A 12307-nucleotide genomic window follows, 5' to 3' on the forward strand; every position below is an offset into this window, starting at 1 on the left:
GTCTCAGCCCTTTCCGCCGGCTGTGGAGCCGCGATAGAGGAAGCCGCGCGCACCGAGCACGAGCCCGACAACGAGAAGCTGCACCGCACCCATCACCATCGCGATCGCGGAAGCCATGGCGTAGTCGTACTCCTCGAAGGCGGCCTGGTAGGCGGCGATCGAGATCACGCGGGTGGGGCCGGCCGGCGAGCCGAGCAGCACCGCGGACGGGAAGACCGCAAAGGCCTGCACAAAGGAGAGGCAGAAGGTGATGGCCAGGCCCGGCAGGATCAGCGGCAGCAGGATGCGCCGGAAGCGCTCCCAGCCGCCGGCGCCGAGCGTCGCCGCCGAGCGCTCCAGATTGCGGTCGATGCCGCTGACATAGGACAGTGTCAGCAGGAAAGCGAAGGGGAAGCCGGTGATCAGCAGGGAGAGGAACACGCCCCAGTAGTTGTGAATCAGCTTCACCGGGCTCGAGATGATGCCTGCCGTCATGAGGACGCGGTTGAACCAACCCTGCGGTCCCAGATAGTTCAGTAGCCCCTGCGCCACGAGCACGGTGCCGAGCGTGATCGGCACCACAAGGATCGTGGTCAGCACGCGCTGGTAGCGGATATCGCGCACCCGCAGCGCAACCGGCACGGCCAGCACCGCATTGAGCAGCGTCACCGGCACGGCGAGCCATAGCGTCTTCCCGATCGTCTCATAGAGGAATGGATCAGAGAAGAACCGCGCATAGTTGGCGAGCAGCCCGCCGGCTTTCGGCTTGAAGGAGAGGAACAGCCCGTAGAGGAAGGGATAGACGAAGAGCAACACCAGGAAGCCGGCAGCCGGCAGCGCCAGGAGCGTGATGCCGTCATAGCCCTGCGCCTTAAGTCTTTGTCGCAACGGAACCGCTTCGGGCGCGACCGGAGCGGTGGCGTTTCTGGCTCGCGGCAGGGATGTGTCGAGGCTTGTCATGCGTCCGCTCCGGCGAAGACGACCGCCCGATCGGGCTCGGCCTGGAGATGCACGGTCTCGCCGACGGCGAGTGCGCGCGGCGCGGCGAAGACGAGGTCGCGGCCGCCTGGACCCTGCGCGAAGCCGACATGGTCGCGGCCGCGGAATTCGGAGCTGATCACCGAAGCCGCGAGCGTGTCCGCGCCGGCGGGCACCGCGATCAGGTCGTCAGGACGGATCGCGACCACGGCGCGCGCGCCCGGGCGGATCTGCTCGCGCAGGCGGCCGTGCAGCCGCGCCTCGCCGACGGCGATCTCCGCGATGCCGCCTTCCGTGGAGACAAGCGTGCCTTCGACGCGATTGCGGAAGCCCATGAAATCCGCGACGTCGAGATGGTCGGGCTCGGCGAAGAGCTCATGCGGCGTGCCGACCTGACGGATCGTGCCGTCGCGCAGCACGACGATGCGGTCGGCGAGCGAAAGCGCCTCCTCCTGGTCGTGGGTGACATAGATCGTGGTGGCGCCGAGCGAATTATGGATGCGGCGCATCTCGGCGCGCATCTCAAGGCGCAGCTTCGCGTCGAGATTGGAGAGCGGCTCGTCCATCAACACGAGCGGCGGCTCGATGACGATGGCGCGCGCTATTGCGACACGCTGCTGCTGGCCACCGGAAAGTTGACCCGGCAGCTTGTCCTCCTGGCCATTGAGGCGCACGAGCGCAACAGCCTCCTCGACGCGACGCGCAATCTCGGCGCTCGGAACGCGGCGCATCTGCAATCCGAAAGCAATGTTCTTGCGCACGCTCATGTGCGGAAACAGCGCATAATTCTGGAAGACCATACCGAAGCCGCGCTCCTCGGGCCGAAGGCGATCGATGCGCTTGTCGTCAAGCCAGATGCCGCCCGAGGTCGAGACCAGGAGCCCGGCGATGCAGTTCAGCGTCGTCGACTTGCCACAGCCGGAAGGACCGAGAAGGGCGATGAACTCGCCTTTCCGGATCGTCAGCGAGACGTCGTCGAGCGCGTTGTGTGTTCCGAACTGGCGTCCGAGACGCTCAAGGCGCAGTTCGTGGAAATTGGCGGCGTGAATGGACATGGCTGACACTCGCGGCGTGCGCAATGAACGGGCGCCCGCCCGTGGCGGGCGCCCGTTGATGAAGAGCGGAAGGGCGACGGCTACTTCGAGCCGATCTCCTGGTCCCAGCGACGGAAGGCCTGGACGAGCTGCTCGGGTTCGAGCGGCAGTTCCTTGGGGTTGTCCGCGATCAGCTTCTCGTATTCGGGGCGACCGTACTCCGCCAGCGCGTCCTGGCTTGCTTTTGGAGCCATCGAGAGGGGCACGTCCTTGACTGCCGGGCCGGGATAGAAATAGCCCTCGTCATAGGCATAGGCCTGCTGGTCTTTCTTCAGCATATGGGCGATGAGATCGATCAGGATCGGGATGCGTTCGGGGGCGACGCCCTTCGGAATGCTGAGATAATGCGCGTCGACCACCCAGCGGAAGCCCTTCAGCGTCTGGACCTTGGCGTCCTTCGGCACGATCCCTAGCACCCGCGGGTTGATGTCCCAGCCGGTGGTCGTCACGATCATGTCGCGCGTGCCGTCGCCGAACTCCTTCATCACGGCGCCAGTGCCGGTCGGATAATACTCGATCGTCTTGTGGAGCTCCTTGAGATAGGCCCAGGTCTTATCCCAGCCCTTGACGGGATCCTTCGGATCGGCATCGCCAAGGAGATAGGGCAGGCCCATGAGGAAGGTGCGGCCAGGGCCGGAATTGGCCGGCCGCGCGTAGATGAACTTCTTCGGGTTCTGCTTGGCCCAGTCGAGCAACTCCTCGGCCGTCGTCGGCGGAGTCTTGACCCGCGAGGGCGCGTATTCGAGCAATGGTCCGGAAGGATAATAGCTCACGACGACGCCGCGTCCCTTGGCAAGGGACTGCATGCGCCAAGCCGGATCGAGATAGATCGACTGGAGGTCGGGCAGGTTCTTTCCCTGCAGTCCCAGCAGATCGTAGAAGATGTCGTCGGCGAGGCCGGCCGAAAGGGCATCAGGCCCGATGATGACGAGATCGATGTCGACGCGGTTTGCACCTTGCTGCGCCTTGATCTTGCTCGGCAGTTCCGGCGCCGGCGCCTTGGTGAAGGCTATACGCGAGACGAGCTCGGGATTGGCCTTGCGGTAGTTGTCGAAGGCCGGCTGCGTGAGCGCGAGATTGCCGGCAGCGTCGATGACGTTCAGGAGCAACGGCGCTTTCGGCTTCGCGACCTGGGCTGCGGCCGGAAGAGCTCCGAGCCCGACGACGCCGAGCGCGCCGCCGATGAGATGCCGTCTGGAGATGTCGTGTGTCATGGTTCCCTACCCATTTCGGAATTTGAAGGATTGTCCGCGGGCGTTGGTTCGCCCGTCGGTTGTTTTCGGGTCCGGTCCGGACCTGGGAGTTTCATCTCATTCGGCGGCCTGCGCCGGCGCGATCTCCTGGCCGAGGTTGCGAAGGATGGCGGCGAGTGCGGCGCGGTCGGTTTCGCCCAGCCGCGGTAGCCCCGGTAGGCGCACCGGGCCGACGGGCCAGCCCGACAGCTCGAGCGCCTCCTTGACGACGGTCACATTGGCGCCATTGTTGTGCTTGGTGCGCAGCTTCTCGAAGGCGGCGATCGGCGCGATCAGGCTGCGCGCCTGCGCATAGTCGCTGGACTCCAGCGCTTTCCAGATCGCAAGCGAGCGCGCTGGATCGACATTGACCAGACCCGACGTGAAGCCGCGCGCGCCGGTGCCGTAGAAGGAGGGTGCCCAGCCCTCGGCCAGCCCGCAGACCCAGATCGCGGCGCAGTCCTCGGTCGCGCGGATGCACTCGGATAAGTGCAGGAGGTTGGGCGTCGCGAATTTGATGCCTGCCATGTTCGGATGGCGCGCGATGCGGACGACCTCCTCGACCGGGATCGCGTCCGAGCGCAAATAGGCCATCACCGGTGCCGTCGAGGCCTCCGCAATCGACAGAAAATAGTCAGCCTGAGCGGCCGGAGCAGCGAAGGGATCGAGCGGATGATGCACCATCAGCGCCTCGGCGCCCGCCGCCACGGCGAGCTTTGCCGTCGCCAGCGCCTCGGAGAGGGAGCGCCCGACCGCCGCCGTCTTCAGCGGCTTGTCGCCCATCGCCGCGAACGCGACCGCCTGCAACCGCACGACCTCGTCGAAGGTCAGACTGAAGAACTCGCCGGTGTTCCCGCCCGAGACAATGTTCTGAATGCCGGCTTCGGCGATGCGGCGCACGACCTTTTGCAGCAACGTCTCATCCAGAAGCCCGTCGGCGTCATAGGGCGTGACATGGATACCCGAAATGCCACCCAGGGCGCTGCGAACGCGTTCGATGCTCATGGCTTTTCTCCGGTCGGCGCGCGGCCGAAAACAGTTTCGATATGTCGTTGCCCCGAGCGCACGATGTGATCGCGCATGATCCGCTCGGCAGCGTCCTGATCCCCGGCCGCTATGGCGTCGAGGATCGCGCGATGCTCGGCAAGGGCGCGACCGCGCTCGTCTGCCTCCCGCAGCAGCCCGACCCGGGTGGTGTGGTTGTAGATTTGCTGCTTGCCCTGCAATCGCCTGAGATAATCGCAGCCCGAAGCCTCGTGGATCTGTCCATGAAAAAGTTCGTTGAGCTCAATCAGGCGCTCGACATCGCCCGAGCGGGTCGCGGCCTCCATGTCGGCGACCTGCGCCCGCAGCACCTCGACATCCGCACGGGATGCGCGTTTGGCCGCCATGCGGGCAATCATGCTTTCCAGCGCCGCGCGGGCGAGCGACATTTCTTCCGCCTGTTGGGGGCCATAGGTGACGAAAACACCGCGGCGCGCCTCGGTTCTGATCAGGCCTTCGGCCTCGAGCTGACGTAAGGCCTCCTTCAACGGTGTGGTGCTGACACCGAGGTCAAGAGCGAGATCACGTTCATTCAGCCGCTCCCCGTCGCTGAAGCGGCCGGCGATGATCGCCTTGCGCAAGCTCTCGTGCACGTGGTCGCGCAGATTAATCAGGAACATTGGTTGGACGGGGCTGACCCGCTTGGTGCGATCCATTGGGCCCTCCCTGTTCGACATCCACCGCCGGTTCTCTAATATGAGATATCTGATATTTCAATGCCGATTTTCGAGAAGGCAGAAGGCACCTGATTTTCGTGCCCATTGCTTTCTGTTGAGGTTCACTTTGGCGGAGGCGCGCCAACCTCGGGCTTTTGGCCGGATCAGCAATCTGACTGTCCAAATCCGGGCCTTGCGATGGTCTGCACGGAGCCCGGCAGCGGCTAACTTCGGATCGTTTGAAAGCTCGAAGGCGCCGATACGGTGCGGCACCAGGCCATGAGCCTTCCGGATGCGCTGAGCCGAGCGGCAGGCCAACGCCGGCCAGCTTGGGGCTGCAGCCTCCTGTAGCGGTCGGCCCTGGCGCGTGTCCTTCGATGCTACATGCTCGAACGAAACTCCCGGGGGGTGCGGCCGGTCACCTTCTGGAAGGCGCGCGCGAAATTGGCGGGCGAGGAATAGCCCATCTCCGCCGAAACGCGGGTGATCGAGCCATTCATGTGCCGGAGCAGCTCGCTCGCCCGCTGGATCCGGGCCGCGTTCACCAGGCTGCGAAAATCCGTGCCAAGCCGGTTCAGCTCACGTTGCAGCGTCCGGACGCTGGTCCCCATCGGTCGCGCCGCGCGATCGATCGACACGCTGCCCGCGAGAACCTGGGCCCGGATCTGCGCCATGACGACGTCGAGCAGTTCCCGTGGAGCGCCGCCGGGCCGCTCGCGCGCCACATCCTCGATGGTGACGATCGGCCATGACGCGCGGTTGGGCGCAGCAGACAAATGATGGCGTTCCACGACGACGGTCACCGCGGGCGCGTTGAAAATGACAGGGCACTGGAAGAGATCTTCGAACAGGCCAGCCTGGCGCGGCCTTTTGATATTGAGTTCGATGCGCAGTGGCCGCCAGTCAAGCGGCAAATAGGCCCTGAACACGCTCAGCAGAACGCCGGCCGCCGCGCCGGCGATCATGTCGTAGCCAGGGTGGCCGGCCAAGGCGAAGACATAGCTATACCGCGCCTCGTCGCCGACGATCGCGACAGACATCCTGTCATCGGTGCTATGATAGCAAAGGGCTGCAATGGCCCGCTCGATGGATTGGCCGAGCGTGTCGGCCCCCAGGACGTAGCGCCCAAAACTGCCATAGTTGGCAGCGTTCATCGTGGGGGCGATCATGAGCCCGAGATTGGGCTCGCCGGCTGCTCTTGCGGCGGCATTCACGAAGCCGATCACCGCGGCGTGCGGGATGAAGCAATTCCGCCCCTCGGTCAGTTCAAGATCGAATCCTGCGGCGCGGTTCGCCTGCAGAAGCGCCCTTTCCCCGATTTCCTGACGCACGAATGCCGGCAGCCCGTGCAGGATGTGGCTGGAGATGACTGGGATCTCAGCCACGCGCTGGACGCTCCGGAATGCCGCAAGGTTGGCGCAAAATGAGTGGTCTCGAAATCCGATCGCTGCTTTGTGGCACAGTATAAGTGCAGCGGGCAAACGGGAAAACCGGTTTTGGCCGTCGGCATAGCTTTGACATAGTTAAGGGAATGTCCGGCCGTGAGCGCGTGGAGTTTGACCAGTTCCGCCAAACCGCGCCGCGTACTCACAAATCCGGGTGCGTCCGGAGCGCGGGATGTCCGCTCGTCCGTCCCAGGCCCATCAAGCGGCGCAAGAGCGGAATTCGCCGGAAGCGGGGCCAGGTCGGCCATTCCTGCATTGTCAATCATCGCCGAGGTCGCGTAGCGTTACCCTGCGACCTGCGCGCGCCTGACCAAAAGTTGCGAACCGGAAGGAAGTGTTCAGATGCTGACGAAACGCGATCTGCTTGGCTCCGCTGCGATGGCCGCATTCGCCGCAGCGACGGCGAAGTCCACCCCGGTCTTTGCGCAGAACAAAGCCGAATGGCCCAACATGTTTGAAGCCAAGGACATCGCCGAGGCAGGGTTCATCTACGGCCTGCCTATCGTGATGAACTATGCCGTCATGCATGAATATGCGATCGATCGCAGTTCCGGGCAGTTCAAGGCTCCGTTCAATCAGATCAAGAATGAACCTAACGTCTTCACCTACAAAGATACGGCAATCGTCACGCCGAACAGCGACACGCCCTATTCCTTCGTGTGGATGGATTTGCGGGCGGAGCCGGTGGTGCTTTCGGTGCCGGCGATCGACCCGAAGCGCTACTACTCGGTCATGCTCTGCGACGGCAATACCTACAATTACGGCTATATCGGTACCCGTGCCACAGGGAGCGAGGCCGGCGATTACATGGTGGTCGGGCCCGACTGGAAGGGTGACACCCCGGCGGGCATCAAGCAGGTGTTTCGTTCGAGCACAGAGTTTTCCCTCGCGGGCTATCGCACCCAGCTTTTCGGCCCGGATGATCTCGACAACGTCAAGAAGGTGCAGGCTGGCTACAAGGTGCAGATGCTCTCGGCCTATCTGAAGCAGACGCCGCCGCCGGCCGCGCCAACCATCGATTTCCCGAAGATCGACAAGGAACTCGTGAAGACCAACTTCTTCGATTATCTCGACTTCGCGCTGCAATTCGCGCCGGCGCAGGGTAATGAGAAGGAGATGCGCGCCAAGCTGGCACGCATCGGCGTTGGGCCTGGCAAGACCTTCAACTTTAAGGACCTCTCTCTGGAGCATAAGCTGGAGATCGGCCTTGGCATGAAGGAAGGCCAGCGGAAGGTCGACGAGGCCGTCGCCAATGTCGGCAAGGCGATCAATGGCTGGCGGGTTAGCGGTCTTCCGGGCGATAGCGCCCACTACAATGGCGACTGGTTGAAGCGTGCCGTCGCCGCTCAGGCCGGCATCTATGGTAATGACCCGGCGGAAGCGACCTATCCGTTCACGCGCGTTGACAGTGACGGCCAGACGCTCGACGGCGGCAAGCACAATTACACACTGACCTTCCCGGCGGGACAACTGCCACCGGTGAATTCGTTCTGGTCGCTGACGATGTATGACGGCAAGTCCCAACTCCTGATCGAAAACCCGATCAACCGCTATCTGATTAACTCGCCCATGCTGCCCGCCATGAAGACCAACGCGGACGGGTCGCTGACGCTCTACATCCAAAACAAGTCTCCGGGTGCCGACAAGGAAGCTAACTGGCTGCCTGCTCCGAACGGGCCGATTTACTTGGTGATGCGCCTCTATTGGCCGAAGCCTACGCCGCCGTCGATCCTGCCGGCGGGCGAGGGGACATGGCAGCCACCGGGAATCAAGCGGGTATCGTAGACGTGGAACGCATGCGCCGCGCCCGGCGCGGCGTACTTCCCATCCGTATCCCGATTTTCGACAGCCGTGCGGCTGCCAGCCGTATCCGCCTCGCTCTTGAGGCGCATGACAGGCAGCGGCGGCCATCGGCATCGTCAAACGGATGCCGGATGAAAAAGATCCTCACCGACGCGACCGCGGTGAGCAATGCGGTTGTGTGACCTTCTGAACAGTCGAACTGCACCTTCATCGTTCTGACAAAGACGGATCTACGTCATGAAATTTAGCCAGCGTAAGCTTCCCGCAATTGCAGGCGTCTTGGCCGCAACGCTCGCCGCCAGTGCAGGTTCAGCGTTCGCCCAGGCGCCGATACCGCCGTCGCTCAGCACGCCCGACAAGGTCGAGTCGCGTCTCGGCCCGCTCGAATTCAAGGACGGCGTGCCAAGCAAGGCCACGGCGGAGAAACTCTACGAGAACCTCGACTTCACCTACGCTTATCGTGCCTTCATGGACAACCTGCGGGGCGTCAGCATTCATGCGCTGCGCAAGGGCATGCACGACATCGGCGTGAAGGACAACGAGGTGCTCGTCTTCTCGCAACTGATGGACGCCAAGTCGCTGTTCCTGACGGCCAACGCCGACACGATCTATGTCATGGGCTCGCTCGACCTGACAAAGGGCCCGGTGGTGATCGAGACGCCGCCCAAGTTTCTCGGCGCGGTGCAGGACGCCTGGTTCCGCTGGGTCGTCGACCTCGGAGTCCCTGGCCCCGATCGCGGAGAGGGCGGCAAGTATCTGATCGTGCCGCCGGACTACAAGGGTGAACTGCCGGATGGCGGCTTCTTCATCTCGCGCGCGCGCACAAACACCATCGTGTGGTTCGGCCGGTCGTTCCTGGAGAACCACGGCGATCCCAAGCCAGTGGTCGAAGGCATCCGGAAATCGACCAGGGTTTACGCCTACGAACCGGGCGGCGTCGGCACTCCGGTCGCCGAGTTCCTGGCGGGCAAGGCCAGGCTCGGTCGCGTCACGCCTCCGCCGCCGACCGTGTTCCACGAAGGCAGCGGCAAGGTGATGAACACCATCCCGCCGAACGACTGGGCATTTTACGAAATGCTCAACGAGATCGTGCAGCGGGAGCCGGCCACCTCGCTCGATCCGGAACTGATGGGACCGATCGCCGCCATCGGGATCGTCAAAGGCAAGCCTTTCGCTCCCGACGCGCGCATGAAGAAGATCATGAGCGACGCGCTCGGGCTCGCCAACGCGACCTCCCGCACCCTGCTCATGAGTGCGCGCGATCCAAGCTGGTTCTACTATCCAAACTCGTCGTGGCAGAACTACCTGTTCGAGACCGGCTACGAGTTCGAGACGCCCATTCCGTTGATCACGCGCGAGGGCGTCAAGCCCTTCCCGCCCACCGGCTATCGGACGATGGATGCGCGCTCGAACTTCTTCTACGGCGTGACCGGCATCACGCCTGGCATGGCGATGCGCCTGCCCGGCATCGGCTCGACCTATCTTTGGAGTATGCTGGATGCGAACAAGCAAAACCTCGACGGAGCCAAGACTTACACGGTGACCCTGCCCAAGGGGATCCCGGAGGCGAACTTCTGGTCGTTCACCGTGTACGACAACATGACGCGGTCGATGCTGGACACGCCGCAGCGCTTCCCGCGCGCTGGCAGCCAAAGCTACCCGTCGCCGGCGGCAGAACCGAACGCCGACGGTTCGACGACTGTCTATTTCAGCCCGACCCAGCCGGCCGGGGTGAAGCGCGGCAACTGGATCCAGACCATGCCAGGCAAAGGCTGGTTCACGGTCCTGCGCCTCTACAGCCCGCTCGAGCCGTTCTTCGCCAAGACCTGGCAGCCGAGCGAGATCGAGCTGATGAAGTAGTCATCGCCACAGGAAATCGATGGCACCTGTCCGCACCCCATACACTTCGAAAGTGGAGATCATCATGTCCAGAATTCTTGCCGCCATGGCGGTATCGGTCGTCTGCGCAGCCTCGTCAGCGGCGACGGCCCAGGTTCCGCTCACGAGCTATGTCGATGCCAACGGCTTCATCGATGTTCAGGCCCTGACCTGCGCACAGCTGGCCGGGACCTTCCAGGAGGACGCCGATGCGCTGTCCGCATGGTATAGCGGCTGGTATAACGGCCTGGCCAAGAAGCATTTTCTCGACCTGAAGAAGGGCAAGGTCGTCGAGCACGAGGTCATCGTCTACTGCAAGGCCAATCCGAGCAAGAAGATCATCGAGGCACTTGCAGTCGTGTTCAAGGATGAGCGCGCCAAGCTGGGCATCCAGATGAAATAAGCCCCTGCCGGTGGGTTCGCTGGCCGTGCCTGCTTTGCCGGCCGGCAGCAACCGGCCGAAAGCCGCCGAATGAGACCTGGCGGACGCACCGATGGGGCGTCCGCTTCCCTTAAATCAAGCTGGCAACCTCCAGAACCTCACTCAACAGGGGACGTCATGACCAGGTCTATCTTGGCTGGGATTGCATTATCGATCGGCCTCGTCCTTGCGGGCTGCCAGACGTCGCAATCACGGCAGGCGGAACTCGCCACGATTTGCGCCGATCCCAACAACAGAGCGCCGAAGTCCGGCTACTGGTCGGAATGCCAGGCGCTCTATCCGTCATCGGACCAGGCGCTGCAGAAGGACTATCTGCTCGGCGCGGCCGTCGGCAATTGAGGCCTCGCCGGAATTCCCCCTCGCCACTGTGACCCGGGACGTTCGCGGCAAGCGCCGTTGCTTGGCCGCCGCCCAACTGGTCCTAAGTCGAACCCCTCTCTGGAGAATGTCATGACATCGCGCGTCGTCACTGCCCTTGCGATCTCGCTCGGGCTGGCCCTGGCCGGCTGCCAGTCCGCGCCCCAGGCCGTGCAGCAGAAGGAAGACCAGCTCTCGGCGGCCGGCTTCGTGCCACAGCCCGCGAACACGCCGCAGCGCATTGCGGCGATGAAGAAGCTACCCCCCAACAAGTTCGTTCAACAGGCGCAAAACGCGCAGATCGTCTATGTCTACGCCGATCCGGTCGTCTGCCAATGCGTCTATTTCGGCAACCAGGCGGCTTACGCCCAGTTTCGCCAGATGGTCTTCGCGCAGAAACTGGCCGACGAGCGCCAGATGACGGCGATGATGAATCAGGACGCCTTCGATTTCGGGCCCTGGGGTGGGCCAGGACCCTTCATGTACTGAATCGATATCGCGCTTCAAAAGAAGAAGGCCTGAGTTCCGTGCACGTGTTGGTCTGTATGAATTTGCAGGCCAATACGCGCAATCGCTTTGCTATTAATGAGGGGTTTTTAGAGATGTCTACCTTATCTACCGGTTTTGGCGCCGGACTTGCTTTCGCACTATTCTCGATCGGCGCGCAGGCCGCCGACCTGCCGTCGCGGCGGATCGCACCTGCCATTCCCTTGGCGCCTGCCTTCACGTGGACCGGTTTCTATGTCGGCGCCCAAGCCGGTTGGACGCAGACCAGAACCGAACTGACGCCCGGCGCCGCGATCGCCGGTCGGACCGCCATTGCGTCCTTGCCGAGCCTGAACAGGGACGGCGCCACGGTCGGTCTGCTGCTGGGCTACAACTACCAGATTGGCCAGCTTGTCCTCGGTGGCGAGATCGACGGCGCTGCCCTCATCACCGGCAAGCAGCGGTTCACCGCGCTGACCGGCGACATTATCACCGCCCATACCAACTGGGTCGGCTCGGCCAGGCTGCGTGTCGGTTATGCCTTCGACCGGTTCATGGTCTACGCAACCGGCGGCCTCGCCTTGGCCGCGCCCAAGTCGACGGTGACGGGCACGGGCTATTCCTTTGGCGCGGGCGACAGCACCCGTGTCGGCTGGACGCTCGGTGCCGGCGCCGAATACGCGATCACGAACAACTGGATCGCCGGCCTGGAGTATCGCTACTCTCAGTTCGAGGAGAATACCTACGCCTACCCGGTTGGCGTCGGCGGGCTCGGGATCGTCGGTTTCAAGCAGCAATTGAGCACCAATCAGGTTGTCGGGCGGCTGCTCTACAAGTTCTGATCCTCTCCTGATCCTCTCGGACGGGCTGCGAGCAGGTCGTCCGAGAGCCATCCCATCCTTCCGTTACGACA

The 12307-nt window shown here is 63.4% G+C and carries 12 protein-coding genes; 6 read left to right on the top strand and 6 right to left on the bottom strand.

Annotated features, from left to right (window positions below; translation table 11 throughout):
• Nucleotides 1-3: 3 nt before the first annotated feature.
• The 6 genes from FG93_RS22870 to FG93_RS22895 form a co-directional block, all read right to left on the bottom strand.
• The gene (locus tag FG93_RS22870) at nt 4-939 is read right to left on the bottom strand and encodes an ABC transporter permease (protein WP_052514076.1); all 936 of its coding nucleotides are present in this window, start codon (nt 937-939) and stop codon (nt 4-6) included.
• Nucleotides 936-2012, bottom strand: coding sequence for an ABC transporter ATP-binding protein (locus tag FG93_RS22875; RefSeq protein ID WP_043238904.1), 1077 nt, complete (start codon nt 2010-2012; stop codon nt 936-938). Before FG93_RS22875 ends, FG93_RS22870 begins: the two co-directional genes overlap by 4 nt.
• Before the next feature lie 80 nt (nt 2013-2092).
• On the bottom strand, nt 2093-3265 hold the full coding sequence (locus tag FG93_RS22880) for an extracellular solute-binding protein (protein ID WP_043238906.1): 1173 nt from the start codon (nt 3263-3265) through the stop codon (nt 2093-2095).
• A 96-nt stretch (nt 3266-3361) separates the two neighbouring features.
• Nucleotides 3362-4288 carry a dihydrodipicolinate synthase family protein gene (locus tag FG93_RS22885; RefSeq protein WP_043238908.1) on the bottom strand — a complete coding sequence of 309 codons (927 nt, stop codon included), beginning with the start codon at nt 4286-4288 and terminating at the stop codon, nt 3362-3364.
• Nucleotides 4285-4983 carry a GntR family transcriptional regulator gene (locus tag FG93_RS22890; RefSeq protein WP_162835451.1) on the bottom strand — a complete coding sequence of 233 codons (699 nt, stop codon included), beginning with the start codon at nt 4981-4983 and terminating at the stop codon, nt 4285-4287. Before FG93_RS22890 ends, FG93_RS22885 begins: the two co-directional genes overlap by 4 nt.
• A 380-nt stretch (nt 4984-5363) precedes the next feature.
• Nucleotides 5364-6368: an AraC family transcriptional regulator gene (locus FG93_RS22895; RefSeq protein ID WP_052514078.1), complete on the bottom strand. Its 1005-nt coding sequence runs from the start codon at nt 6366-6368 to the stop codon at nt 5364-5366.
• Nucleotides 6369-6770: 402 nt separating this feature from the next.
• Between FG93_RS22895 and FG93_RS22900 the strand changes: the two genes are divergently transcribed.
• The 6 genes from FG93_RS22900 (at nt 6771) to FG93_RS22930 (ending at nt 12236) form a co-directional block, all read left to right on the top strand.
• Nucleotides 6771-8213, top strand: a complete 1443-nt coding sequence (locus FG93_RS22900; RefSeq protein ID WP_043238912.1) for a DUF1254 domain-containing protein — start codon at nt 6771-6773, stop codon at nt 8211-8213.
• Nucleotides 8214-8468: 255 nt separating this feature from the next.
• Nucleotides 8469-10091 (top strand): DUF1254 domain-containing protein, encoded by a 1623-nt coding sequence (locus tag FG93_RS22910; RefSeq protein WP_043238916.1) that lies wholly within the window; start codon nt 8469-8471, stop codon nt 10089-10091.
• 64 nt (nt 10092-10155) lie between these two features.
• Nucleotides 10156-10512 carry an HdeA/HdeB family chaperone gene (locus tag FG93_RS22915; protein WP_043238988.1) on the top strand — a complete coding sequence of 119 codons (357 nt, stop codon included), beginning with the start codon at nt 10156-10158 and terminating at the stop codon, nt 10510-10512.
• A gap of 156 nt (nt 10513-10668) precedes the next feature.
• Nucleotides 10669-10890: a hypothetical protein gene (locus FG93_RS22920; RefSeq protein ID WP_152579581.1), complete on the top strand. Its 222-nt coding sequence runs from the start codon at nt 10669-10671 to the stop codon at nt 10888-10890.
• Between the two features lie 111 nt (nt 10891-11001).
• The gene (locus tag FG93_RS22925; RefSeq protein ID WP_043238921.1) at nt 11002-11397 is read left to right on the top strand and encodes a hypothetical protein; all 396 of its coding nucleotides are present in this window, start codon (nt 11002-11004) and stop codon (nt 11395-11397) included.
• Between the two features lie 113 nt (nt 11398-11510).
• Entirely contained in the window at nt 11511-12236 is a 726-nt protein-coding gene (locus FG93_RS22930) for an outer membrane protein (RefSeq protein ID WP_052514079.1), read from the top strand.
• Nucleotides 12237-12307 lie beyond the last annotated feature (71 nt).

This window comes from Allobosea sp. LC85 (assembly GCF_000735605.1).
Taxonomy (GTDB): domain Bacteria; phylum Pseudomonadota; class Alphaproteobacteria; order Rhizobiales; family Beijerinckiaceae; genus Allobosea.

Bases quoted from the DNA above. Each gene is read 5' to 3' on its own strand.
- FG93_RS22870 (WP_052514076.1), bottom strand. From the start codon at position 939: ATGACAAGCCTCGACACATCCCTGCCGCGAGCCAGAAACGCCACCGCT.
- FG93_RS22875 (WP_043238904.1), bottom strand. From the start codon at position 2,012: ATGTCCATTCACGCCGCCAATTTCCACGAACTGCGCCTTGAGCGTCTC.
- FG93_RS22880 (WP_043238906.1), bottom strand. From the start codon at position 3,265: ATGACACACGACATCTCCAGACGGCATCTCATCGGCGGCGCGCTCGGC.
- FG93_RS22885 (WP_043238908.1), bottom strand. From the start codon at position 4,288: ATGAGCATCGAACGCGTTCGCAGCGCCCTGGGTGGCATTTCGGGTATC.
- FG93_RS22890 (WP_162835451.1), bottom strand. From the start codon at position 4,983: ATGGATCGCACCAAGCGGGTCAGCCCCGTCCAACCAATGTTCCTGATT.
- FG93_RS22900 (WP_043238912.1), top strand. From the start codon at position 6,771: ATGCTGACGAAACGCGATCTGCTTGGCTCCGCTGCGATGGCCGCATTC.
- FG93_RS22910 (WP_043238916.1), top strand. From the start codon at position 8,469: ATGAAATTTAGCCAGCGTAAGCTTCCCGCAATTGCAGGCGTCTTGGCC.
- FG93_RS22915 (WP_043238988.1), top strand. From the start codon at position 10,156: ATGTCCAGAATTCTTGCCGCCATGGCGGTATCGGTCGTCTGCGCAGCC.
- FG93_RS22920 (WP_152579581.1), top strand. From the start codon at position 10,669: ATGACCAGGTCTATCTTGGCTGGGATTGCATTATCGATCGGCCTCGTC.
- FG93_RS22925 (WP_043238921.1), top strand. From the start codon at position 11,002: ATGACATCGCGCGTCGTCACTGCCCTTGCGATCTCGCTCGGGCTGGCC.
- FG93_RS22930 (WP_052514079.1), top strand. From the start codon at position 11,511: ATGTCTACCTTATCTACCGGTTTTGGCGCCGGACTTGCTTTCGCACTA.